The sequence below is a fragment of the Salinibacterium sp. G-O1 genome, assembly GCF_030063305.1.
Lineage (GTDB): Bacteria > Actinomycetota > Actinomycetes > Actinomycetales > Microbacteriaceae > Rhodoglobus.
In genome coordinates, this window is the sequence record NZ_JASISV010000002.1 from 464454 (window position 1) to 487445 (window position 22992).

Sequence of the window (22992 nt, forward strand, 5' to 3'; positions counted from 1 at the left end):
CTATGCCTCGCGATTCACTAGGACACCTTGTCGCGGGGAGAATCTCACCGCCTCGCCCGGTGCCATCCACGATCCCGCGCCCAGAGTATGTGGGCCGACCTGCGCCGAAGCCGTTCACTGGTTCCGACGTGTACACGCCGTCAGAGATCGAGCGCATCCGCGAATCCGGCGCCATTGCGGCCCGCGCCGTCGAGGCTGTCGGCGACGCGATCCGCCCCGGCGTCACCACCGACGAGCTCGACGGCATTGCCCACGACTACATGATCGCCAATGGGGCTTACCCCTCGACGCTCGGCTACCGGGGCTTCCCCAAGTCGAGCTGCACCAGCCTCAACGAAGTGATCTGCCACGGCATCCCCGATGACACCCAGCTCAGCGACGGCGACATCATCAATATCGACATCACCGCCTTCAAGAACGGCATGCACGGTGACCTCAACAAGACGTTCATCGTGGGCAATGCCGCCCCGGATGTCACGGCGCTTGTCGACCACACCCGGGAAGCTCTCGCGCGCGGCATCAAAGCGGTTGCGCCAGGCAGGCAGGTCAACGTGATCGGGCGCGCAATCGAGTCATACGCCCGACGCTTCGGGTACGGAGTGGTGCGCGACTACACCGGCCATGGCGTGGGCTCGGCCTTTCATTCCGGGTTGATCATCCCCCACTACGACGCAGCCCCGGCATTTGATGACGTCATCGAGGTGGGGATGGTGTTCACCATCGAACCGATGCTGACGCTCGGCACCACCGAGAATCCGGGCTCGATCGCGTGGGACCAGTGGGAAGACGACTGGACGATCACCACCAGGGATAAATCCATGACCGCCCAGTTCGAACACACCCTCGTCGTGACCGAGCGCGGCACCGAAATTTTGACCCTTCCCTGACCGACACCGCACTCCACGCAAGCAGCACGTCCCTCCTCAGCAGCAGAGAAAGCAGACCAGAATGGCTAAGGCGCTTGGCATCGACATCGGCGGCACCGGCATCAAGGGGGCGCTGGTTGACACTGTCACCGGCGAACTGCTCTCAGATCGGGTAAAGCTGCCGACGCCAGAGGGTGGTTCCCCCAAGGACATCGTCAGCACCGTTGTGGCCCTCATCGACAAGATCGGTGGGCTGGAAGACGGCGTTCCCGTCGGTCTGTGCTTCCCCGCCGTGGTTCGGAACGGCAGAACCATGTCGGCCGCGAACGTGTCGAACAAGTGGATCGGGCTGGAGGCTGAGGCCCTGTTCGAGAAAGCGCTTGGCCGTGACATCCACTTTGTGAATGACGCCGACGCCGCCGGGTACGCCGAGGTGCGCTTCGGAGCCGCCAAAGACGTTCGGGGCCTGGTGGTGCTCACAACACTGGGGACGGGAATCGGCAGTGCGCTGATTTACAACGGTGTGCTGGTGCCGAACTCCGAGCTGGGCCATCTGGAGATCGACGGTAAGGACGCGGAGTCGAAGGCCTCATACGCCGCGAAAGAGCGCGACGATCTCGACTGGAAGCAGTGGTCGAAACGGCTCCAGAAGTACTACACCCACCTGGAGATGCTGTTCTCGCCTGACCTATTCGTCGTCGGGGGCGGTGTTTCCAAGAATTACGAGGAATTCCTGCCGTTGCTCACACTCACGACCGACATCGTGCCCGCGATGCTTCGCAACAACGCCGGAATTCTCGGATCAGCGGCGCTGGCGACAGAACCGGTGGCCGCGCACGTGCCACAACCAACCGCGACGAAATAGCGGTCGGCGGCAACTCAGTGTGACAGTTGCAGCGAGATGGACGTCATCGCCGCGATGAGTTCGTCGACGTCGGCCTCGGTGGTGCTGAAGGCAGTCACGAATCTCACGCGGCCCGGCTCCCACCTGTCGTGATGGAACACGAAGCCGTCGGAAAGCAGGCTCGCGATCATGACCTCGGGCAGGGTGGCAAAGAACATGTTGGACCGAGGTGTCCCGACAACGCTGGCTCCCGGGATGCTCTGAAGGCCGAGGGCCAGACGTGCGGCCATCGCATTGGCGTGACGCGCATTGCTGAGCCAGAGGTCATTAGTCAGGTACGCGTCGAGCTGCGCAGACTGGAAGCGCATCTTCGACGCCAGTTGCCCTGCGCGCTTCTGGCGATAGCGAAGTTCGGCGGTTTTCGTGCGATCGAATACCACCACAGCTTCGGCATTCATGGTGCCGTTCTTGGTGGCACCGAACGAGAGGATGTCGACGCCAGCACGCCAGGTCATCTCGGCGGGACTCACGCCCAGGGTGACAAGGGCGTTCGTGAAGCGAGCACCGTCCATGTGCACGGCGAGGCCAGCATCGTGTGCAATCGAGCCGAGCCGCTCGAGCTCGTTCACCGAATAGACGCTGCCGGTCTCGGTGGCCTGCGTGATGCTGACCACTGCGGGCTGGACGGAGTGAACGTCTCCCCTGCCCTTGACGACAGCATCGCTCACGGCCTCAGGGTTCAGCTTTGCGTCGTCGCCGGGCAGCGCGATCAGCTTGGCTCCGTTGGTGAAGAACTCAGGAGCCCCGGCCTCGTCGTTGTTCACGTGGCTGTCGGAATGGCAGAAGACGGCTCCCCACGGTGGGGTGAGTGCGGCAAGCGCCAACCCGTTTGCGGCCGATCCGGTGCTGACGACAAGCAGATCCAGATCCCGTTCGAAGACGTCGCGGAGACGGTCGGTCACGCGCGCCGTCACGGCGTCAGCCCCGTAGGCCGCCGCCGGTCCAGCAGAATGCTCGACGATCGCGGCGAGGATTTCGGGTGAAACTCCCGCGGTATTGTCGCTCGAAAAGACGCGCTCGTTCATAACAACCTCCCCGATCGCGCCAGGGGCGATGAACTTCAAGGATAAGTCACGAGCGGGCTTCTCGTCAGGTTCGAACACCCAATCCCGGGAACAGCAGTACGACTACCCCGCCAAGTGCGCCCATGATGCCGATGATCGCGAAAACCCGAAGCATGCCCTGGACAACATGATGCTCAACCTGCGTCGCACTCCGCAGAGCTGCCAGGCACAGCGCGATTGCCGCTACCGACAGCGCGAAGAAAGGGTTGAAAGCCATCGACGCTGCACCGACCACGAATCCCAGCAACGCGGTCAGAATCGCACCAGGGGTGACGAAGCTCTGAGCGGCGGGAAATTGGGACATGTCCAGACTCTAGGCCTGCTGTCTGGATGCTGCCTCGATATTCCCGCACTGCGGGAGAGGAATGGGCCGGCTGATACGCCGGGTTCTGTCTTCGCCCGAAGGCGATGGACGGCCATCTATCTACGACGTACGTTGCCGCACGCCTCTAGCGGTCTACCCGGAAGCTGGGCGAGCAGCCTTGAACGCTTCCTGTCTGACCTTGCTCCTGGCGAGGTTTACATAGCCGATCGGGTCACCCCGGCCGCTGGTGGTCTCTTACACCACCGTTTCACCCTTACCGCCGACCGAAGTCGGAGGCGGTCTGCTTTCTGTTGCACTATCTCGCGGGTTGCCCCGGGTGGGTGTTACCCACCGCCATGCTCTGTGGAGCCCGGACGTTCCTCGGGAGACATTGCTGCCCCACGCGACCGTCTTGCCGACCCATTCGGTTGGTAAGCCTACAGTCCCGATTCCGCGGTGCGTACAAGGATCGCTTCACTCGAGGCGCACATGATGATGTCGTCGGGCGCGGCTGCCCGAATGGCCTGCATCTCGTTCTCAAGAAGCTTCACACCGGACGCGAGCGATACCCCGCCTCGAAGCATCGAGGCGCCGGTGCCGTAGCGCGCCCTCTGCTTCTCGTACAGCGCCAGCAGATCCGCCGGCACCTTCGCGGCGACCGCGTCCCGGCCCGCTGCGGCGATGGTTCGCTCGGCAACAACCTCGCTCAATGATGAGGCTTTCAGAACCTCGACCTCTGCCGTTCTGGCGGCCAGTGCCTCGAGCTGGGCGGTCGTCTTCCCGACCTCAACCTGCTGCTCTTCGAGACGCTCCATGACGGCGAGTTCGATTTCTTCCAGGTCACCGAGTCGCTTGCGCAGCGCCGCCAGTTCCTGTTCCAGGGCTGCGACATCCTTCACCGACGAGCTGACCTGCACGCGATCGTTGTCTCGCTTGATGCGGGTCTCGACGACCTCGACATCTGACTCGATGCGCTTGAGCTCGATGGTGATGTCTTCAAGCCCACCCTTCTGCTCGGCAAACCTCAAACGAACGGCGGCGGTATCTCTCTCGAAGCCGGCGAGGGTAGCGATCTCCGGAATGCTTTTGGCCCGGTGATCGAGCTGTGCAAGCTTTGTGTCGAACGCCTGCAGTTCGAGCAGCAGGGCCTGGTCATTCGGGCTGGCTTTCAACGCCATGTGTTCACTCTTTCAGTCTTGCTTTGTAAAAAATCGGCGAGGGTCACTGCACGATCGCAAAGTCCCAGGGGTCGGTGCGCAACTCACTCACCGTAATGGTGACGCCGGGCAGTTCATTACGCAACTCGGTCGCTGCGTTCTCAAGCCACAGCCACTCGCTGGCCCAGTGTGACACGTCGATCAGGGCCGGCCCGGCCCCAGCGCGCGCATTTTCCCGCGCCTCCGACGCCGGATGATGGCGCAGGTCGCTGGTGATATACACATCTGCAGAGGTCACGGCGCTCTCCGTGAGGTAGGCGTCGCCAGCCCCACCGCACAGCGCGACGGTGCTGATGGGCCGGTCGAACTCCCCCGCCACACGGATGCCGCTGGCTGTTGCCGGGAGAATGTCGCCCAGCGCGCGCGCAAGCGTGCCCAGCGTGGTGGGGTGCGGCAGCCGTCCCACACGTCCGATGCCACGCGCAGGATTCGCCCCGGCCACGATCGGACGAACATCGATGAGCCCTAGCCTGTCCGCGAAGGCGGCCGAGGTGCCGGTCTCGACGACGTCGGCGTTGGTGTGGGCCGCCAGCAGGGCACAGTTCGCTCGGATGAGCCGCGTGAGGGTCGCGCCCTTGTAGCGATCGCTCGACACGGAGGTCACCCCCCGCAGGAGGAGGGGATGATGCACCAGCAGCATGTCGACGCCCTGGTCGACTGCTTCGGCCGCGGTATCCAGTACGGCGTCTACCGCCAGCAGAATGGACGTCACCGGAGCGCCAGGGTCGCCTGCGATCAATCCGACAGCGTCCCAACTCTCGGCACCCGCTGCGGGCCAGAGACGTTCTGCGGCGGCGGCAACATCGGCAACTGTCGTAGACACGGTTCCAGTGTAAGGGCGCCTCACCAGCGGCATGGCTCGGAGCAGGTCAGACGCGAGCTGATTCCTGACGGCGAATTGCAGGGACACCCGCGACGAGGGGAACGATCAGGCCCAGCACGAGTGCAACGACGACACCGAGGTCAGTGCTCGCGATCTCTGAATCATGTTGGAGGCCGGCGGCAGCAAATATGTAGCCCTGCCACGACAGCCAGCTCACGGTCGCAGTGGTGAGGCCGAATCCGATGACACTGATGACGACAAGCCCCGTAAGGTTCGCCCAGCGGACGTCCGGATAGACTCCGCCCCGCGCCAAAAGCGACTCGCTCTCGAATCGGCGGTTTCGGATCATCATCTCAGCCCCGAAAATTCCGATCCACGCGGCGGTTGGCACCGCCAGCGTTGTGGCGAAATCCCGGAACACTTCGCCGATACCTGCCGTGACGGTCATCACCAGAAGCGCAGCGAGCCCGGCCACGGCGACGCCGACGGCCACCACCGACAGGTGCCTCGTCAGCTTCACTCCGGCGCTCTGCAGTGCCAGCCCTCCTGAATACAGGGTGACGACAACGCCAGACAACAGGCTCAGCGCCGTTGCCGCGATCAGCGGTACGGGATACCAGCCGGGGAGCATGCCCGCGAGTGTCTGCACGGGTTGGGTTACCAAACCGGTCGCGATCTCAGGGTCAGATGCGGCGAGGAGTGCACCGTAGCTGATGAGCACGAACGTGGGGATGGTGGTCCCGAAAGTGGCAGATAGCATCGACGATCCGCCCGACGATGTCGGGCGTTGATAGCGGGCGAGATCCGCACCACTGAACGCCCACACCAAACCGACAAAGCTGAAGACCAAAACCGCACCGCCAATTGCCAGCACCCACGATCCATCCGCCACAGTGAGCGCCTGGGGAATATCGATGTAACTGGCGGTGAGTCCGATGAACCCCGCGATCAGCAGCGCCGACACGATAGTGAGTACCAGTTGCAGCCGAGCGAGCAGTGGGTAGCCCATGAACGCGATCGTCAGTGCGACGATCAGTGCGATCGCGAGGGTGACCAGGGAGAGCATTTGGACGTTGTCGGCGAAACCGGCGGTGATCATGACTGCCGCGACCGAGGTCACCAGCAACCAGAGCAGCACGGCACCCCAGAAGAGCCGGGACACGACAGCCAGCACCGCTGGCACGACATTGCCCAGTAGCCCGAACGTCGCGCGTGACACCACCATTGTCGGCTGGCCGCTGCGTTTGCCAGCCAGGGTGGTCAAGGCGAGCGGGAAGAACGAGAGAGCTACCCCGGCAAGGATCGCGACGATCGACTGGCGAAGACTCATTCCCGCTGCGAACACCACCGCGCCCAACGCGAGACTGACAATCGATGAATTGGCGGAGAACCACAGCCAGAAGAGTCGAATTGCGTGCCCGGCACGTCTCTCGACAGGCGTGGGCGCGAGCCCGCTGTGTTCGAGGCTGAAGACCCGCTGGCCCTTGGGCTCGTTGTCGAAGAACACGGACTCGTCCTCCGCGATGCGGACGGTCGGGATCGGGCCCGACGGTGGAACGAGAGCCGGAATAATCGCTGATTCGCCGCTGTGCGCGGAAAGGAGATCGGTGAAGGCCCTGTCGGTGTCATCGACGTCGTCGTCCAGCTCTGCTTCATAGGGCTGATCGATCACGGGGACCGAACCGGTCGTCGCCGGTGGACGCCCACCCTGGACCGCCGGCAGCGGCACGACGAACGCTGATTCGTGTGGGGTCGGCTCGTCGACCGTTGACTCCGGCGTCCGGCCAACGTCGTCGCTACCCGAACGATCGGGGATCTCTTCGTCGGAAGCTGCAATCCCCGAGTGCTCGGTCACCGACTGCTGCGGGGACATTGGCTCAACGAGCTCTGGCGGAGAGAACATCTGCTGCGCGTCATCGATGCTGGCGGGTTGGTCTGGTTCGACCTCGACTTCCGGGTCGCCGACCGGTTCGTCTGATTCGGTCTCGGCAACAGGTTGCTCCTGCACTTCGTACGGAGGCTCGTCGACATGGGCCACTTTGCCCGTCGACGTGATCGACCAGCTAAACGGATCGTTGTCGACTGGTTGCACAAGCGGCGGTGCCGCGGCCGCCGCAGCCGCCGCTGCAATCCAGGGGAACTGCTCCGGCTCGGCCTCTGCCTGTGCGTCTGGTTCGGGCTCGGGCTCCGGCTCGGCCTCTGCCTGTGCCTCTGGTTCGGGTTCGGGCTCGGGCTCGGGCAGCTCAGCACCGGCCGTGTCGACCGGTGACTGTGCGGCACCCGAGTACGTCGGCGGCACCAGCGGCGCCAGTGACCAGGGCGGCATCGATGACACGATGTCTGCACCTGACTCAGGCTCGTAAGCCTGCTCGTCAGCCTGCTCGTCAACCTGCTCTTCGCTCGGCCCGGCGGCCACATCATCGGCCGCTTCTGCGATGGGTTCGTCAAACGATGGAGCGGGCCAACATTCGACCGGAGACTCGGACAGGAATGGCGGTGGGCCGTCGGGAAGCTCCACAGCGTGAGACGGATCTGGCGCCGGGAACAAGCTCCATGGTGCAGCAGCGATATCCGGCACGTCGATCGTGGAGGTGGGTGGGTCGAATGGCGAGACGAAGGTCGCGTTTTCAGACGGCTCCCACGATGATGCGAGCTCCGGCTCCGGCTGTGGCTGTGGCTCCGGCTCCGGCTCGGGCTGTCGCTCCGGCTCCGGCTCGGGCTCGGGCTCGGGCTCGGCTACATCATCGGCCTCAGTCTCCGGCTCGATCATCTCGTTCAGCCACTCTTCGCCACCGCGCTCGTGGGAATTGGCCGATCCATCCACGACCGGGATCGCGGCCGTTGCCATCGACCGGTATTCGGCAGCTAGTGCATCCGCAAGGGCGTCGTCATCGTGAATATCCCCCGAGTCGGTGTGGTCGGAGGCTCCCGGCGTCGGTTCGGACGCGCCCGGATGAGTGGATTCCGGGTCGAATGAGGACTTGTCATGAGCCTCGTCGTCTTGTGCCATGTCGAAATCCTATGGCGACAGAGGCTCCACGCGCTTTTGCCGAGCCGTGGCAAGCACAACAACTGGCACGAGGACCAGCGCCAGCCCGATCCACCCGGCGACAAGAAGGCGCTCTCCCACCACCACCACGGCCAGAAGCGTGGCGACAAACGGCTCCAGGAGCGTGATGGATGTCGCTGTGCTGCTCGTAAGCGTTCGCAGTGCGACCCCGAAGAATACATACGCGACGAACATCGGCCCGAGCGCCAGATACGCAGCGATGGCGATGGTGTCGCTGGATTGCAGCAAGGGACCTCCGAGTAGCAACAGGACCGGCGCCAGCGCGATAGCGCCAAGGCCGAACATGCCGCCCATCGCCCCGCTGGACGTCGCCCCGGAGCGGATCGCGCGACTCGAGCTGTAGGTGTACAGCGCATAGGCGAAGCCTGCAAGCAGCCCCAGTGCAATCCCTGCCCCGGTGTCGGGGTTCGCTGGGTGGACCGGCGCGCTGTCGCCATGGTCACTCCCCCAGGCAAGCAGCACAATGCCCGCGACCGCCGTCGCAGTACATACCGCCCAGAGTCGTGATGGTCGGCGGCGCTCGAACGCCCACTCCAGGATGGCGGCGAACACGGGGCCGGTGCCCAGCGACACGACATTGCCGATGGCGACCCCCGCGAGGTTCATCGAGCTGTAGAACGCGAGCGGGTACACGAACACGCCCACGCTACCCACCAACAACCAGCGTCGGGTAGCGGCATCCCGCAGCGAAGCGATCGCGGCTTTGGCAGCGATCGCGAAGAGCAGGATGCCTCCCATGGTCATCGTCGAAGCACCCACTGCCAGTGGGCTCACGTCGTCGGGGAGGAAGCTCGCGGCCGTTCCCGTGGTGCCCCAGAGCAGTGATGCCAGGATCAACGCCCACGCGCCGGGGGCAGGTGCGGACGCGATCATCGTGCGAGGCTTATCGCAAAACCGGGAAAGAAGAGCACCGCTTATATTCGTGGGGTATTAGCCCGCGACTGATATCCAGATCAGCCCCGCTGCGGCCACGGCGATCGCCCAGCTCACGAGACTCCCGACCAGGAAATACTCGGCCTTCGATCCCCCGGCGCCATCATTCGAAATTTCCGGATACCGGACGATTCCCTTCGCCGCGATGAGACCAGCCACGATGGGCAGGGCGCCCGCAAGCGTGAGCGCAACGATCAGCAGGCGCTCGACGGGACCGATGAGCCTGCCTCCCTTGAGGTCGGCAACCGCGGTGGTCGAAGATGGGGCTCGCCTCCACCATGACGACTGTGCGCTCGGCACGACCACGGGAATAGTCGTGCTTGTCGTCGGCCGAAGGGCCGCGCGAACAATGATGTTCGAGCTTTCGATAGCGAACAGCACGACGCCCACCGCCAGCGCAATCGATGGCAGAGGCAGCGATTGAATAACAGAGGAGACCGCGCCCTCATGCCATTCGACGATGAAACCATCCATCGCCAGCGCCGTGCGATCCCAGATCAAAAAGGCCAGAAGGGCGACAATGACACCGACAGCTGGCAGGATCCCCGGGGCGGTTCTGCTGTCGATCGACGAGGTCGTCGTCACGAGCCAGGCCGCGGCGAGAATCAGCGCGATCGCGATCCACCATGGGGCGATTCCGAGACCGCCCATTGCGAGAATAACGACCACTGCCCACAACGCCGCAATGGTGATCCCACGAACGAACCGGGAGGTAATGCCAACCCTCGCGAGGTCGGCGCTGCCGATGAGGATGAGCAGAATCGCTCCCAGCATCACACGCCACCCTTCCGCAGTTCGTCCACCGCTGTGATCAGGCTGGCACCGCCGGAGCGACGAAGGGCCTGCGACACGGCAGATTGGGTGATTCCTTCCAGGTCGGCTAGTTCTCCCTGCGAGCTTCCGAGCATGGTGCCGAAGGTGAGGCGTCTGACGCGTTCGGTCATCGCACCCACAATCTGGTCACGTGCCATCAGATAGGCGTTGACCAGCGATTCGCGAGCCGCGTCATCCGTGCTCGAACGGAACCATGACCTCACCGACGGCGTTCGGCCGTCTTCCCGCGAATGCGCCTCGTCGATCGCTTCGCGAGCCAGCCACCATGCTGATCCGTCCTGAATGACTCCGGCCGCGCCGTCGCCCACATCGATGACGTCTCCCCGGCCCAGGCCAAACCGGCAGTCGATGGCGTTCGGTAAAGCCAGTCGCGCGAGCAATGTGGCTTCGAGCGCATCGGCGAGTGTGGGGTACACGGCCTGGAATTCGTCACCCACGGTCGCGCGTAGCGGCTGGTCGTGGGGCACAAGCGGGTCAACGCGAGCGAACGATGCCACGATTGCGGCCTGCGCTGCGCGACGATCGTCGATCGCTTTGGAGTCGACGAGATCGACGATGACGGCTATCCGATGGGCATCCATGAGATAAGTCTACAACTTATATTCCTGAAATATAAGTGAGAGGCTAATTCTAATTCCTCCCGTGTCGGGACCCCGCCCTCTAGGCGATGTGCGTCGACAGCGCCTCGAGAAATTCTGCTGGGCGTTCGAGGTGTGCCGAATGCCCGCAGTTGTCCCACGCCAACTCCGTGTACTCGCCGCCGTTGGCCTTGTATTTTTCGAGCACGGCGCGGGTCTGCTGGATCATCGGTTGCGGCGGAGCCACCTCGGCGCCGGGCCACCCGGGAATTACACCCAACTGCCCCAGGAAGTTCAGATCGAATCCGGACGCATCTGAGACGATTGCGTCGTTGACCCCTCGCACCCAGAGCACGCGAGGTTTGGTCGGAAGGTCAACGATGGCGCTCACGTTGAAATGGTCGGGAGTCATCGTATTGAGCACGCCGCGACGTCCGGGACCAAACCCGGGCCAGGCCTGAACCGTCACGGAATCCCCCGGATAGTTGTCGTCGCCCGTAGCCGTGGTGAGCATCGACTCGACCCACAGGTCTTCGTACTCGGTGTGCGCGACGGGATCTGCCACATAGGCGGTGCGGAACACGGTGCGTGCAGAGGCCGGCGACTCGTCGTCAGCGACGCCCGCTTTCAGGGTCGCAATGAAGTCAGGGTTCGCTCCCCCGCCACCGGTTCCCGGGCATTCGGGAGAAAGCAACTCTCCGGCGTCACCTCTCGTGCCCCCGAACCCGAAAGGAGATACCGGGGAAACCAGCGTCACGGTGTTCACACGATTGGCGTGGTCAAGCATGAACTGCATGACGACGCCCCCACCCATGCTCCATCCCACGAGGTCTGCGCGCTCGACGGCGAGCGAATCGAGCACAGACGCGACGTCATCGGAAAAATCACGAACGCCCCTGGTGGCATCCACTGGCAGAGTCTCACTGTCACCGAAGCCACGCAGGTCAATCGCGATCGCCCGGATACTGCTGTCGAGGCCGAGCATGGTGGGCTGCCAGAAAAGCGACGATGAGACGTTGCCATGAATGAAGACCACCGTGGATGTCGCGCTCTCGGCGGGCCGCTCAAGGACTGAGGCCGCAAGACGCGGTGTGGAAACGCGGTGCTGAACGATGCCGTCGAGAAGTGTTGCCATGGGATCTCCGCTGATCGGTGGGGGCGTTAAGGGTTCAAGAGGTCGACGGTGAGTTCGGGTTCGGTTGCCGCCCGCACAGTTGCCTCGTCGACTCCGGGGGCGAGCTCACGAAGCACAAGACCGCCATCGGTGACGTCGATCACGGCGAGGTCGGTGATGATGCGGTGCACAACCCGACGGCCAGTGAGGGGAAGCGAGCACTCGTGCACAATCTTGGGGCTGCCGTCTTTGGCAACGTGTTCCATCAGCACGATGACACGAGCCGCTCCGTGCACCAGATCCATGGCGCCACCCGGGCCCTTGACCATCTTCCCCGGAATCATCCAGTTGGCAAGATCACCGGCGGCCGAGACCTGCATTGCGCCCAGGATCGCGGCATCGATCTTGCCGCCCCTGATCATGCCGAAGCTCAGCGCCGAGTCGAAGAATGCCGTGCCGGGCAGGGTGGTGACTGTCTCTTTCCCTGCGTTGATCAGGTCGGGGTCGACGTCTGCTTCGAGAGGGTACGGCCCCACACCGAGGATGCCGTTTTCCGACTGCAGCACCACCGTGCGGCCCTCGGGAACATAGTTCGGTACCAGTGTCGGAAGCCCGATGCCGAGGTTCACATAAGAACCATCGGCGAGTTCGAGTGCAGCTCGAGCCGCCATCTCCTCGCGTGTCAGTGCCATCACGCCACCCCCTGCCGCACGGTGCGACGTTCGATTCTCTTCTCGATGTCGGAACCGACCTCGAGTATTCGGTTCACGTACACGCCGGGCAGATGCACGGCATCCGGATCGATCTCACCGGGCTCGACCAATTGTTCGACCTGAGCGATACACACACGACCCGCCATCGCCGCGAGAGGCGAGAAATTGCGCGCCGATTTGGCGAAGACGAGGTTGCCATGGCGATCGCCCTTGAGCGCATGCACGAGCGAGAAATCGGTCGTGATCGATTCTTCGAGCACGAATTCTTTCGCGATGCCGTTCACGTCGAACGAGCGAACCTCCTTCTGAGGAGATGCGATAGAAACCCCACCCGAGCCGTCGTATCGGCGAGGCAGCCCTCCCTCGGCCACCTGGGTGCCCACGCCAGTTTGCGTGAAGAATGCGGCGATTCCAGAGCCACCAGCCCGAAGCTTCTCAGCGAGCGTGCCCTGCGGAGTCAATTCGACTTCCAGCTCGCCAGACAGGAACTGACGTTCAAACTCCTTGTTCTCGCCCACGTACGACGACGTCATTTTGCGAATGCGGCGAGCCGCGAGAAGCACGCCAAGCCCCCAATCGTCGACGCCGCAGTTGTTGCTCACAATGCTCAGATCGTCGGAGCCCAACTCCAGGAGCGCCTGGATGAGCGCCATCGGGTTGCCGCAGAGCCCGAATCCGCCCACGGCCAGAGTCGCTCCACGAGGGATGTCGGTGACTGCTTCTGCCGCTGAGCCCACTGTCTTGTCGATACTCACGCTTTTACCTCCCGCGGTTGGTTCGCCATGTGCTCTGTGATGACGCTGGCAACGAAGTCTGCCCCACGCTCAGCCAAAGTGATGGTGTAGTGATTGACGTCCGGCGCCTCGTGAAATGTCACGTGGGGAAGCTCGGAACGCCATTCCTCGCACTGTTCTGGAGAGTACAAGGCTGGGATCTGGTTGAGAAGTCCGCGCGGTGCCCTGATGAAATGCACAGGCATCCTCAGCTCGCCGAGCGCAGCCCGATACCGGGTGTCGCCACTGAGTTGGAGCGCGTCGAAACTCACCGCTGCGATGTTGCTCGAGGGGCGCAGCACCGGCTCGGTGCCGACGAGGTCGTAGTCGACGTAGTCGCGGATCGCCTGCGTGACGTGGCCGGCGAATGCCGGATGTTTGGCCCAGAACTGTTGGTAGGTTTCGCGATCAGGGAACGTCATCGACAGTCGCTCGGCTGCAGGCCCGAGGATGACTTGCGGCAACTCCTCTCTCGAGGTTCCCTCCGGCGCTGGGATCGGCAGGCCGCCATCGATCAGCACGAGACCTGTCACGCGATCCGGGTAGTGCGCTGCGAAGGTTGCGGCGACAAATCCACCCATCGAGTGCCCAACGACGAATGCCGATTCCGTCCCAGTCGCATCCAGCAGGGCGTTCATGTCGTCAGCATGCTGCGGCATCCCGAACGGGGACGGCAGGCTGCGGCTGCCACCGCGGCCACGCAGGTCGGGTGCGATCACCCGGTGCTGCGGAAACGCGGCAGCGATGAGGGGCCACGACATGTGTGACGCGGTGATGCCATGAATGAGCAGGATGGTGCCGAGCGGGCTCGACTCGGGCTCCCAGATCGCCGCGGTGAGATCGCCGCCGGTGACGGGACACGTGATGGTGCTGTATCGCTGAGTCATCGTGCGCTCCAACCGCCATCCATTGTGTATGAGGCGCCCGTGACCATGCCTGCGGTGTCGCCGGCAAGCCACAACACGAGGTCGGCAACCTCGGCAGGCTCCAGCAATCGCTTGATCGCGCTCTCGGTCAGCATCACCTTTTCGACCACTTCAGACTCGGGGATGCCGTGGACCTTCGCCTGGTCGGCGATCTGCTTCTCCACCAGGGGTGTGCGCACATAGCCGGGGTTCACACAGTTACTCGTAACCCCGTGCAAGCCGCCCTCCAGGGCCGTGACCTTGGAGAATCCTTCGAGAGCGTGCTTTGCCGTCACGTACGCCGACTTGTATGGTGAAGCGCGCAGTCCGTGAACCGAGCTGATGTTGATGACGCGACCGAATTTCCGCTCGTACATGCGCGGCAACGCTGCTCGCACGAGCAGGAACGGAGCCTCGATCATCAGGTCCAGAATGCGGCTGAACATCGCCGGTTCGAAACTCTCGATCGCACTCACGTGCTGTATGCCTGCGTTGTTCACGAGCACATCCACGTCGAGATCGAGGTCGGCGAGTGCAGCCGTATCGGTGAGGTCGACCTGCCACGCCTCGCCGCCGACGAGGTCGGCCTGCGCCTGAGCGGCGTCGCCGTTCAGGTCGGCGACGATCACATGAGCTCCCGCCTTCGCGAGCGACACCGCGCAGGCCGCACCGATCCCGCTGGCACCCCCGGTAACGAGAGCTCTGCGGCCCGTGAGATCCGTCACTTGTCGACTCCTTCTGCCTTTGGCTCTGGTACCGCCAGAGCGCGCCGGATAAACGTAATCATCTGATCGAGAACCTCGTCCGGGACGCGCGAAGTCCCGCTCGCGGTGGGATCTGCGTCGTCGCCGGCAGACGGCGAGTCACCCCACAACACCCACCGCATCCCGATCATTTCGCCGATGCCCATGAGCGCCCACGCCGCTACGGTCGGATCGATATCGCCGATCTCGCCCAGCTCGCGTGCCTCTGTGAGGCCCTCGATATAACCGTCCACAATGCGCGAGTAGTGCAGTCGCAACGACTTGGGCGACACGAACTCTGCCTCGCGGACGACCCGGTAAAGAGCTGGGTGCTCTGCGGTGAATTCGAAGAACGCCCTAAAACCTGCGCGCTCAGATTCGATGCGATTGGATGCCGCCCCAGAGGCCTCGCTCATGGCGCGGCGAACGCGGCGGTTGAGGTCCTCCACCAATTCTTCGAAGATCTCGAGCTTGCTCGCGAAGTAGAGGTAGAAGGTCCCCTGGCCGACACCGGCCTCTTCTGTGATGCGCACCACGGAAGCGTCGGTGTAACCGTAGCGAGCAAAGATAGTCTCGGCGGCCTCGATCAGTTTCGCCCTGGTGCGTGTGCCACGGGCCGTCAGTGGGGTGCTCATGAGCTGATCCGTCCGGTTTGCGCCTGCTGTTGTGCCCATTGGCTCAGCAAGACCCTGCGTCGCACCTTGTCGCTGGATGACCGTGGAATCGCGTCCACGAACATCACGTGCTTTGGCACCTTGAACTTTGCGAGGGATGCGCGGGCGAAATCGAGCAGATCCGTTTCGTCCGTAGCAGCCCCCGGCCGCACCACCACCCACGCGACGGCGACCTCGCCCCACGTCTCGTCGGGCACGCCGGCGACGGCGACATCCGCGACAGCGGGATGCCCAAAGAGCACACCCTCGATCTCTGCGGGCGCCACGGACTCTCCCCCGGTGATGAAGATGTCTTTGATCCGGTCGAGTACCCGGTAGTAGCCTTCGGCATCCCTGCTGACCAGATCGCCAGTGGCAAGCCAACCGCCGCGCAGAGCGAGCGCGGTGGCCTCTGGTGCGCGGAAATAGCCGCTGAACACACCGGGACCCCGCACGAGCAGCTCGCCCACCCCGGCGCCATCGATGCGCTCCCCGGTGATCGGGTCGGCGATATCGACATCGACGTGCGGGTACGGTTTGCCCGCTGACCCGATGCGCACACGCGCATCCTCGTCGGGCAGGCACAGCACGTTGGGTGATGCCTCGGTGAGCCCATAACCCTGAGTGAGAGCGACACCTCGGCCATGCCATACGCGCAGCAGTGGCTCCGGCATCGGGGCACCACCCACGATCGCGTGCGCGAGACTCGAGAGGTCGCTCGAGGCGAACCGCGAATGCTGCGAGAGGATCAGGTAGTTGGCTGGCACGCCCATCATGGTGGTGATGCGCCGGTCTGCGATGAGCTGCAGCACTCGCGCGGGATCGAAGGTGCGCTCCAGCACCACGGTCGCCCCCATCCACCACGCCAGAAGGGGCTGAATGTTCCAGCCACCCACGTGGTACTGCGGCATGACCGCGAGGACGGTGTCAGCGCTCGTGATTTCGGCTGTGCGTGAGAGTGAGAGATTCGTCCAGAAACAGTTGGCATGACTCAGGATCGCGCCCTTGGCCTGATCGAGAGTCCCCGAGGTGAAGATGATCAGCAGGGCGTCGTCATCGTGCACTTCCCGATGGACGACGGGCGTCGAGCCGATCCGCTCCGGGGCCACCATGTCGCGCTCGATGCCGTGGGTTCCGAGGACCCCCCTCGATACGGGCGTGAGCAGGCGGTCTGTGGCGAGCGTTGCCAGCGTCGCGAACTCGTCTTCGACCAGCAGCAGCGCGGGGTCAGCCTGCTCGAGTTGCTGGGCGATCTCGCGTGGCGAGAGTCGCCAGGACAGGGGCACGAGTACGAGTCCCGCCTTGGCGCAGGCGAAGAAGACAACAACGTGGTCTGAGCTGTTTCCGGTGATGGTGGCGATGCGGTCACCGACACCGTAGCCACCGTCGAGGAGAGCCTCGGCCAGCGCTGTGGCGCGATCATCCAGCTGGCGGTAGGTCAGCACCACGCCACGGTCGTCGACGGCCACCCGGTCTGGGGTGGCGATCGCGCGATCGGCCGTCCACCGACCCAGCGTGTGCAACCCGTCGTTGTAACTCATTCCGCCTCCTCCAGCTGCTTTCGCGCGAGCGGGGTGACCTGAGCGCCTGTTCCCAGGCGCCGCACTGCGCCAGCGATTCCTCCGGGAAGGAACAACACCACAAGAATAAACAGCGTGCCGAGGATGAAGAGCGGTTCTGAGAGCGGAATCCTGAGAATTGCGGGAAGTCCGGCAATGGCATCGGATGCCGCCAGAGCCGTCAGCCGCTGGTCGAGCAGCGTGTAGATGATGCCACCCACGATGGCGCCCCACCGGGAGCCGACGCCCCCGAGCACCACGATCACCAGAATCGTGAGAGTGAAATCTGCCGAGGTAGCCCGAGGCGTCGTGCCGCTCTGCAGCAGCAGATGCAGCATGCCAACGAGGGATGCCAGCACCGAAGCGATGACGAATGCCATCAGTTTCACACCGAATGGCCTGAGCCCGAGGACGCGCACGCGCAACTCGTTCTCGCGGGTTGCGGTGACCGCGTGACCGGCACGGGAGTGCTCGAACCAGGCAACGACAACGAAGACGATGACGAGCAGCGCCAGTGAGATCCAATAAAGGTTGCGGGTGTTGACGACACCGACGAGGAAGTCGGGAATGTGCGTGGTGTCGAGCCGCAGCCCTTCTTCACCGCCGGTCAGACCGGGGTTTCGCCTCACGAGCACGTTGCCGGCCTGGGCGAACGCCAGTGTGACCATCGCGAACGAAATCCCGGTGACCCTGAGGCTCAGCGAGCCAAGCAGGTACGCGGCCACGATCACGATCGCGAGGGTGAGCCCCAGCGCGGGAATGAGTGTGAGATCGGTCTGCTTCAACACGATGCCGAGACCGTAGGCGCCGAGCGCGAAATACAGGGCGTGACCGAACGACAGCATGCCGGCGGTACCGAACAGCAGGTGGTAGCTCAGCGCGAGACAAGCGAACAGCAGCGACAGCGCAAGCAACTGAAGGGTGCCCGGAGTGTACGTCGCGCCGGGAAGCACCCCTGGGATCGAGATGTTCAGCAGCGGCAGCAGCGCGGCAAGCACAACAAATGCGCCACCGATCATCCACCAGGTGCGTTGGCTGAGGCGTGCGAGCGACTTCATGCTTTCTTCCCCAGAATTCCGGTCGGGCGGACCAACAGCACCACAGCGAGCAACAGGACCACCATCAGGTCGCCCGTTCCGCCGAGAAAGTAGTTGGCGAATTGCTGCAGCACCGCGACGGCAACGGAGGCGATCGCAGCTCCGGCGAGCGAGCCGAGGCCACCGATCACCGTGACGATGAAGGCAAAGATCAGCAGCGATCCGCCCAGCTGGGGCGACACGTAGCCGAAGTAGTGAGAGGCCAGCACCCCGCCCAGTCCGGCAGCGGCACCACCGATCGCGAAAACGACGGTGAAGGCCTTGCGAACGTCGATGCCGAGAGCTGTCACCATCGACCGGTTTTCGACACCGGCCCGAATGACGAGGCCAAATCGTGTGAACCTCAGGAATGCGACGATGGCAAGGAGCACGAGGACCGCTGCCGCGATCAGCAGGAACCGGTCGTTGGGAACTCGCGCGCCCAGGATCTCGGTCGTCTGAGACAGCCACGGTGGCGCCGTGACATAGATCGGGTCTGTGCCCCAAATGCCGTCAAACAGGGCAACCGTTGCCAGCGCCAGACCGACAGTAACGAGTACCTGTTCGATGTGCCGGTTGTACAGGCGCCGAATGAGCAGGAACTCCGTTGCCGCGGCGACGATCGCGCCGACCACCATGCCCAGCAGCAGCGACGCAATCAGGGTGACCCAACTCTCTCCGCCGAGGCGTCGCGCCAACTCCCAGCCTGCGAAAGCGCCAAGGGTGAGGAACGATCCGTGCGCGAAGTTCAGCACGCCCATGAGGCCGTAGATCAGGGAAAGGCCGGATGCCACCAGGAAGTACAGCGCACCGAGACCCAGCCCGGTGATCAACAGCAGAACTATGGTGCTCATGCGACGCCCAGCAATTCTTTGGTCAAAGCCTCGTTGCCCAGCAGGTAGTCGGCAGAGCCGTCGTACACGACTCGTCCGCCCTCCAACACGATCGCCTTTTCTGCGAGCATTCGAACGACCTGAAGGTTTTGCTCAACCAACAGCACCGGCACCGTTTCTGCCGCACGGGCCAGCGCTCGGGCGACATCCATCACAATCAGAGGCGCGAGACCTTTGGTGGGTTCATCGACCAGCAGCACGCGGTTGTCGTTGACAAGCGCGCGGGCCAGCGACACCATCTGCTGCTGTCCTCCCGAAAGAGTGCCGGCAAGTTGGCCGGCCCGCTGGGTGAGGTCGGGGAAGAGTTCGGCAATCAGTTCGCGGTTGGGCGATGAATCGCGCTCCGCCAGCCGCAGATTCTCGGCCACTGTCAACGATGCGAACACCTCGCGGTCTTCGGGCACATATCCGACCCCGCGTTGCACGATGCGGTGGGTGGGTTCGCGATCGACCCGCTCCCCCGCGATGGTGACATCGCCCGAGCGCTCAATGAGCCCCAGGATGGCTCGCAGGGTGCTCGTCTTTCCCACGCCGTTGCGGCCCAGCAGAGCGGTCACGCCTACCGGACGCATGGCAAAGCTCACCGACTCGACAACCTGCTGGCCATCGATGCTGGCGCTGAGATTGGAGACGGTCAGGATCGAGTCGGTCATGGTTGGTGTTTTCCCCGTGGATGTCGTCACAGTGCTGCCCCCAGGTACGCTTTCTGAACTTCCTCATCGGCCATCACTGCCTCTGGTGTGTCGCACGCGAGCAGCTGTCCGTGGTGCATGACCGCGACACGATCGACCAGGCCGAGCACGACATCCATGTGATGTTCGACCATCAGCACAGTGCGCCCGGAGTGATGAACCTGCCGGATGACCTCGGTGAGCCCGGCGACATCGCCGGAGGCAACACCTGCCATGGGCTCGTCGAGAAGGATGACGCTCGGATCGGTAGCCAGCAGCATCGCTATTTCGAGCTTGCGTTTGTCGCCGTGCGAGAGAACTCCCGCCATTGTGGAGCCGTGGTGGCTGAGTCCGACCTCATCGAGTCGAGCTCGAGCGATAGTCGTTGCCTTGTCGTTTGGCCTCGGAAATCGCACCACCGAGGTGGCGCCGCCGAGCTTGACCTGAGCCGCCAGTCGTACATTCTCCACGGCGCTCAGGGCCGGAAAGAGGCTGGATGTTTGAAAGGTTCTGCCGAGCCCAGCCCGGGCCCGCGAGTGGATGCTGTGGCGCGTGACGTCACGTCCCTCGAGACCGATGGCTCCACCTGTCGGAGTCATCACCCCAGAAATGAGGTTGAATAGCGTGGTTTTTCCGGCCCCGTTCGGGCCGATCACGCCGAGCATCTCACCCTTCGCGACCGACAGTGACACGTCATCGATGATGACTGCGCCGCCGATCGTGAGGGCAAGGTGCTCGACCGTGAGCACGGGCTGGTTCGACATTGCCGCTTACTCTGCGGTGGGTGGTGTCACTGCGTCAGCGTCGACCGCAGTGATCAGTGACGGTGCCCACGATGCGCCGTCGGCGACAAGGGTCACCTGGAACATCGGCTGGATCATCGCGTGGTCTTCGGCGCGAACCGTGATCGATCCCTTGACGGAGTCGAAGGTCCAGCCCTCGAGCGCTGCGATCATGGCGTCGACGTCGTCGCCGCCTTCGCGCACTGCCTGAACAACCATCTGTGCGGCAACAAAGCCATCAGGTGAGAAGAGGTCTGCCTGCTTGCCCTCTGCCTCAAGGAAGCTCACCATCGCCGTGTTGGCGTCGTTGTCTGTCGCTCCACCGAAGTAGTGGTTGAGGAAGCTGATCTTGTCGCTGGCGGGGCCGTAAGCGCCGTAGGTCGAGATGTCGCCGAGCCCGGTCGCAACGGGGACGCTGTCGAACACGCCCTGCTGGCTGAGCGCTTCCCACATTGCGCCGGAGGTTGCTCCAGCCCACGCGACGAATACGAGGTCGGGCTGCGCGTCCACGATCTGCTGCGCGAACGGAGTGAACTCGGTGGCGTCTTCCGGCACGAGCAGGCTCGTCACCGTGGCACCCTGGCCGCCCAACACCGCTGTTGCCGCGGCAACGTTGCCCTGACCGAAGGCGGTGTCCTGTCCGAAGACGAGAACGGACTTACCGGCCGGATCGCCGATGAACGTTCCCGCCGTGGCAACGTCCTGGTAGCTCTGTCGTCCCGAACGGAAGGTGTAGCCGTTGACGCCGGTGATGGCATCGGCTGCAGCCGGCCCGGAGATGTAGAGCACCTTGTTCTGCTCGGCCTGTTCGGCCAGCGCAAGGGCGATTCCGGATGACACGGTGCCGATGATGATCTTCTTGCCCTGGCCGATCACGTCTTTCGCCGCGGTGACGGCTTTGTCGGCATCGCCGGCGTCGTCCGTGATCTCGATGTTGAGTTCGCGACCGTCGACGGTGCCTGTGCCGTCGGTGGCGTAGTCGAGCCCGGCATCGAAGCCAGCGAGGTATGCCTCACCGTAAGCCGCGAGGGGGCCGGTCTGAGAGGTGATGATCGAGATGTCGACGGGCGCGAGTTCATCGCTGCCGGATCCTGTGCTGGATCCGGTGTCGACAGTGGGGGCACAGCCCGCCAATGCAATCGCCGCTGTTGCTATTAACGCTGGAACGAAGTACTTTTTGCCGACCCGCATGATGGGACCTTTCCTGCTGCCTTAGAAGGATTGTGATCTGAACCTGACACCCGGTTCAGGTTTCATGTAGCCTAGGGTTGCGAAACTGCGCTGTCAACAACGGCGCGCTAACAAAGGAGTTTGTACCGTGGCGAACACTCCAGCACCCAACGACGTAGTGGTGCTTTCGGCAACGCGCACCCCGCAGGGGAAGCTGCGTGGCCAACTTGGCTCACTCACCGCTGTGCAACTCGGTGCCGTCGCCCTCGCGGCAGCGGTCGAACGCTCCGGGGTAAGCGTCGACGATATTGACCAGGTCATCTTCGGCCACGTGCTTCAGGCCGGCGCCGGACAGAACCCGGCACGGCAAACATCCATCGCAGCGGGCCTCGGTTGGAAAACTCCCGCCGTCACCGTCAACAAGGTCTGCTTGTCTGGACTTGCCGCCATCGTGGACGCTGCGCGACTCATCCGCCTCGGCGAAGCCGATGTGGTTGCTGCCGGTGGCCAGGAATCCATGACCAACGCCCCTCACGTTCTCCCGGGATCGCGGATGGGTTGGGCGTACGGCACTGTTTCTGCGCTCGACTCCGCCGCCCACGACGGCCTCACGGATGCCTTCGACTCCGAGTCGATGGGCGCCAGCACCGAACGCCACAACGGCCGGCTTAACATCGGCCGCACCGAGCAGGACGAGATCGCCGCAGCGTCCCACGTGCGCGCCGCCGCTGCCATCGACTCCGGGATTTTCGCCGAGGAGATCGCACCCGTCACCATCCCTCAGCGCAAAGGTGCCGACCTTATTATCGACACGGATGAGGGCGTTCGCGCCGGCACCACCGTCGAGACCCTGGCCGGTCTTCGCCCCGCCTTCGACGCGGACGGCACCATCACCGCCGGCAACTCTTCACCGCTCAGTGACGGCGCGGCTGCCGTCATCCTGGCCAGTCGCGCGTGGGCCGAGGAGCACGGTCTGACCTGGCTCGCCGTTCTGAATCACTCCGGCCATGTGGCCGGCCCGGACAATTCGTTGCATTCACAGCCGTCGCGCGCCATCGCGGCCGCGCTGAAGAACGCGGGCTGGACCGCTGACAGTCTCGACTTCGCCGAGATCAACGAAGCTTTCGCTGCGGTGAGCCTGCGCTCGGCGTCCGAACTCGGCCTCAGTCACGACATCGTCAACATCCACGGCGGCGCGATCGCCCTCGGTCACCCCATCGGAGCCTCCGGTGCGCGACTGGTTGTACACGCGGCCCATGAACTCGCGAGGCGCGGTTCGGGGCGCGCTGCCGTTGCGCTTTGTGGCGGTGGCGGCCAGGGTGACGCCCTGCTGCTGACCCGCTGACG

At 63.8% G+C, this 22992-nt stretch carries 23 protein-coding genes and 1 other RNA gene; 3 read left to right on the forward strand and 21 right to left on the reverse strand.

All coding sequences use genetic code 11. The features are described 5' to 3' along the window. Positions 1–2 precede the first annotated feature (2 nt). Both map and ppgK read left to right on the forward strand, forming a co-directional pair. On the forward strand, positions 3–887 hold the full coding sequence (gene map / locus QMG83_RS08605; RefSeq protein ID WP_283504958.1) for a type I methionyl aminopeptidase: 885 nt from the start codon (positions 3–5) through the stop codon (positions 885–887). 61 nt (positions 888–948) lie between these two features. Continuing rightward, positions 949–1731: a polyphosphate--glucose phosphotransferase gene (gene ppgK / locus QMG83_RS08610; RefSeq protein WP_283504959.1), complete on the forward strand. Its 783-nt coding sequence runs from the start codon at positions 949–951 to the stop codon at positions 1729–1731. 14 nt (positions 1732–1745) lie between these two features. On the opposite strand, the gene QMG83_RS08615 is transcribed toward ppgK, so the two are convergent. From QMG83_RS08615 to QMG83_RS08715, 21 genes are all read right to left on the reverse strand, one after another. After that, on the reverse strand, positions 1746–2795 hold the full coding sequence (locus QMG83_RS08615) for a threonine aldolase family protein (RefSeq protein ID WP_283504960.1): 1050 nt from the start codon (positions 2793–2795) through the stop codon (positions 1746–1748). A gap of 64 nt (positions 2796–2859) precedes the next feature. Next, positions 2860–3138: a hypothetical protein gene (locus QMG83_RS08620; RefSeq protein ID WP_283504961.1), complete on the reverse strand. Its 279-nt coding sequence runs from the start codon at positions 3136–3138 to the stop codon at positions 2860–2862. A 58-nt stretch (positions 3139–3196) separates the two neighbouring features. Continuing rightward, positions 3197–3561: RNase P RNA component class A (gene rnpB / locus QMG83_RS08625), an RNA gene on the reverse strand. Between the two features lie 14 nt (positions 3562–3575). Continuing rightward, positions 3576–4316, reverse strand: coding sequence for a zinc ribbon domain-containing protein (locus QMG83_RS08630; RefSeq protein ID WP_283504962.1), 741 nt, complete (start codon positions 4314–4316; stop codon positions 3576–3578). Positions 4317–4359: 43 nt separating this feature from the next. Then, the gene (locus QMG83_RS08635; RefSeq protein WP_283504963.1) at positions 4360–5178 is read right to left on the reverse strand and encodes a Nif3-like dinuclear metal center hexameric protein; all 819 of its coding nucleotides are present in this window, start codon (positions 5176–5178) and stop codon (positions 4360–4362) included. A 46-nt stretch (positions 5179–5224) separates the two neighbouring features. Next, positions 5225–8188, reverse strand: coding sequence for a purine-cytosine permease family protein (locus QMG83_RS08640; RefSeq protein ID WP_283504964.1), 2964 nt, complete (start codon positions 8186–8188; stop codon positions 5225–5227). Positions 8189–8197: 9 nt separating this feature from the next. Then, the gene (locus QMG83_RS08645; RefSeq protein ID WP_283504965.1) at positions 8198–9121 is read right to left on the reverse strand and encodes a DMT family transporter; all 924 of its coding nucleotides are present in this window, start codon (positions 9119–9121) and stop codon (positions 8198–8200) included. A 57-nt stretch (positions 9122–9178) separates the two neighbouring features. Continuing rightward, entirely contained in the window at positions 9179–9955 is a 777-nt protein-coding gene (locus QMG83_RS08650) for a hypothetical protein (RefSeq protein WP_283504966.1), read from the reverse strand. After that, entirely contained in the window at positions 9955–10596 is a 642-nt protein-coding gene (locus tag QMG83_RS08655; RefSeq protein WP_283504967.1) for a SatD family protein, read from the reverse strand. Before QMG83_RS08655 ends, QMG83_RS08650 begins: the two co-directional genes overlap by 1 nt. Before the next feature lie 79 nt (positions 10597–10675). Then, a complete protein-coding gene (locus QMG83_RS08660; protein ID WP_283504968.1) occupies positions 10676–11728 on the reverse strand; it encodes an alpha/beta fold hydrolase in 1053 nt (350 codons plus the stop codon). Between the two features lie 26 nt (positions 11729–11754). Then, positions 11755–12399, reverse strand: coding sequence for a CoA transferase subunit B (locus tag QMG83_RS08665; protein WP_283504969.1), 645 nt, complete (start codon positions 12397–12399; stop codon positions 11755–11757). Beyond that, on the reverse strand, positions 12399–13175 hold the full coding sequence (locus QMG83_RS08670) for a CoA transferase subunit A (protein WP_283504970.1): 777 nt from the start codon (positions 13173–13175) through the stop codon (positions 12399–12401). The genes QMG83_RS08665 and QMG83_RS08670 overlap by 1 nt, the downstream gene beginning before the upstream one ends. Continuing rightward, complete coding sequence (locus QMG83_RS08675; protein WP_283504971.1) at positions 13172–14080, reverse strand: alpha/beta fold hydrolase; 909 nt, start codon at positions 14078–14080, stop codon at positions 13172–13174. The genes QMG83_RS08670 and QMG83_RS08675 overlap by 4 nt, the downstream gene beginning before the upstream one ends. Then, on the reverse strand, positions 14077–14823 hold the full coding sequence (locus tag QMG83_RS08680; RefSeq protein ID WP_283504972.1) for a 3-hydroxybutyrate dehydrogenase: 747 nt from the start codon (positions 14821–14823) through the stop codon (positions 14077–14079). The genes QMG83_RS08675 and QMG83_RS08680 overlap by 4 nt, the downstream gene beginning before the upstream one ends. After that, positions 14820–15476, reverse strand: a complete 657-nt coding sequence (locus tag QMG83_RS08685; protein ID WP_283504973.1) for a TetR/AcrR family transcriptional regulator — start codon at positions 15474–15476, stop codon at positions 14820–14822. The genes QMG83_RS08680 and QMG83_RS08685 overlap by 4 nt, the downstream gene beginning before the upstream one ends. Further along, a complete protein-coding gene (locus tag QMG83_RS08690; protein WP_283504974.1) occupies positions 15473–17035 on the reverse strand; it encodes a class I adenylate-forming enzyme family protein in 1563 nt (520 codons plus the stop codon). The genes QMG83_RS08685 and QMG83_RS08690 overlap by 4 nt, the downstream gene beginning before the upstream one ends. Further along, the gene (locus QMG83_RS08695; RefSeq protein WP_283504975.1) at positions 17032–18111 is read right to left on the reverse strand and encodes a branched-chain amino acid ABC transporter permease; all 1080 of its coding nucleotides are present in this window, start codon (positions 18109–18111) and stop codon (positions 17032–17034) included. The genes QMG83_RS08690 and QMG83_RS08695 overlap by 4 nt, the downstream gene beginning before the upstream one ends. After that, on the reverse strand, positions 18108–18983 hold the full coding sequence (locus tag QMG83_RS08700) for a branched-chain amino acid ABC transporter permease (protein ID WP_283504976.1): 876 nt from the start codon (positions 18981–18983) through the stop codon (positions 18108–18110). Before QMG83_RS08700 ends, QMG83_RS08695 begins: the two co-directional genes overlap by 4 nt. Then, entirely contained in the window at positions 18980–19675 is a 696-nt protein-coding gene (locus tag QMG83_RS08705) for an ABC transporter ATP-binding protein (protein WP_283504977.1), read from the reverse strand. Before QMG83_RS08705 ends, QMG83_RS08700 begins: the two co-directional genes overlap by 4 nt. A gap of 26 nt (positions 19676–19701) precedes the next feature. After that, the gene (locus QMG83_RS08710) at positions 19702–20457 is read right to left on the reverse strand and encodes an ABC transporter ATP-binding protein (RefSeq protein ID WP_283504978.1); all 756 of its coding nucleotides are present in this window, start codon (positions 20455–20457) and stop codon (positions 19702–19704) included. Between the two features lie 6 nt (positions 20458–20463). Then, a complete protein-coding gene (locus QMG83_RS08715) occupies positions 20464–21666 on the reverse strand; it encodes a substrate-binding domain-containing protein (protein WP_283504979.1) in 1203 nt (400 codons plus the stop codon). A 127-nt stretch (positions 21667–21793) separates the two neighbouring features. On the opposite strand from QMG83_RS08715, the gene QMG83_RS08720 reads away from it, so the two are divergent. Next, on the forward strand, positions 21794–22990 hold the full coding sequence (locus QMG83_RS08720) for an acetyl-CoA C-acetyltransferase (protein ID WP_283504980.1): 1197 nt from the start codon (positions 21794–21796) through the stop codon (positions 22988–22990). Positions 22991–22992 lie beyond the last annotated feature (2 nt).

What these genes read in the sequence shown, in the direction of transcription:
- QMG83_RS08675 (WP_283504971.1), bottom strand. Translation starts at nt 14,080, where the DNA reads ATGACTCAGCGATACAGCACCATCACGTGTCCCGTCACCGGCGGCGAT.
- QMG83_RS08705 (WP_283504977.1), bottom strand. Translation starts at nt 19,675, where the DNA reads ATGACCGACTCGATCCTGACCGTCTCCAATCTCAGCGCCAGCATCGAT.
- QMG83_RS08615 (WP_283504960.1), bottom strand. Translation starts at nt 2,795, where the DNA reads ATGAACGAGCGCGTCTTTTCGAGCGACAATACCGCGGGAGTTTCACCC.
- QMG83_RS08700 (WP_283504976.1), bottom strand. Translation starts at nt 18,983, where the DNA reads ATGAGCACCATAGTTCTGCTGTTGATCACCGGGCTGGGTCTCGGTGCG.
- QMG83_RS08660 (WP_283504968.1), bottom strand. Translation starts at nt 11,728, where the DNA reads ATGGCAACACTTCTCGACGGCATCGTTCAGCACCGCGTTTCCACACCG.
- QMG83_RS08695 (WP_283504975.1), bottom strand. Translation starts at nt 18,111, where the DNA reads ATGAAGTCGCTCGCACGCCTCAGCCAACGCACCTGGTGGATGATCGGT.
- QMG83_RS08665 (WP_283504969.1), bottom strand. Translation starts at nt 12,399, where the DNA reads ATGGCACTGACACGCGAGGAGATGGCGGCTCGAGCTGCACTCGAACTC.
- QMG83_RS08690 (WP_283504974.1), bottom strand. Translation starts at nt 17,035, where the DNA reads ATGAGTTACAACGACGGGTTGCACACGCTGGGTCGGTGGACGGCCGAT.
- QMG83_RS08640 (WP_283504964.1), bottom strand. Translation starts at nt 8,188, where the DNA reads ATGGCACAAGACGACGAGGCTCATGACAAGTCCTCATTCGACCCGGAA.
- ppgK (WP_283504959.1), top strand. Translation starts at nt 949, where the DNA reads ATGGCTAAGGCGCTTGGCATCGACATCGGCGGCACCGGCATCAAGGGG.
- QMG83_RS08685 (WP_283504973.1), bottom strand. Translation starts at nt 15,476, where the DNA reads ATGAGCACCCCACTGACGGCCCGTGGCACACGCACCAGGGCGAAACTG.
- QMG83_RS08645 (WP_283504965.1), bottom strand. Translation starts at nt 9,121, where the DNA reads ATGATCGCGTCCGCACCTGCCCCCGGCGCGTGGGCGTTGATCCTGGCA.
- QMG83_RS08650 (WP_283504966.1), bottom strand. Translation starts at nt 9,955, where the DNA reads ATGCTGGGAGCGATTCTGCTCATCCTCATCGGCAGCGCCGACCTCGCG.
- QMG83_RS08715 (WP_283504979.1), bottom strand. Translation starts at nt 21,666, where the DNA reads ATGCGGGTCGGCAAAAAGTACTTCGTTCCAGCGTTAATAGCAACAGCG.
- QMG83_RS08710 (WP_283504978.1), bottom strand. Translation starts at nt 20,457, where the DNA reads ATGTCGAACCAGCCCGTGCTCACGGTCGAGCACCTTGCCCTCACGATC.
- QMG83_RS08620 (WP_283504961.1), bottom strand. Translation starts at nt 3,138, where the DNA reads ATGTCCCAATTTCCCGCCGCTCAGAGCTTCGTCACCCCTGGTGCGATT.
- QMG83_RS08630 (WP_283504962.1), bottom strand. Translation starts at nt 4,316, where the DNA reads ATGGCGTTGAAAGCCAGCCCGAATGACCAGGCCCTGCTGCTCGAACTG.
- QMG83_RS08655 (WP_283504967.1), bottom strand. Translation starts at nt 10,596, where the DNA reads ATGGATGCCCATCGGATAGCCGTCATCGTCGATCTCGTCGACTCCAAA.
- map (WP_283504958.1), top strand. Translation starts at nt 3, where the DNA reads ATGCCTCGCGATTCACTAGGACACCTTGTCGCGGGGAGAATCTCACCG.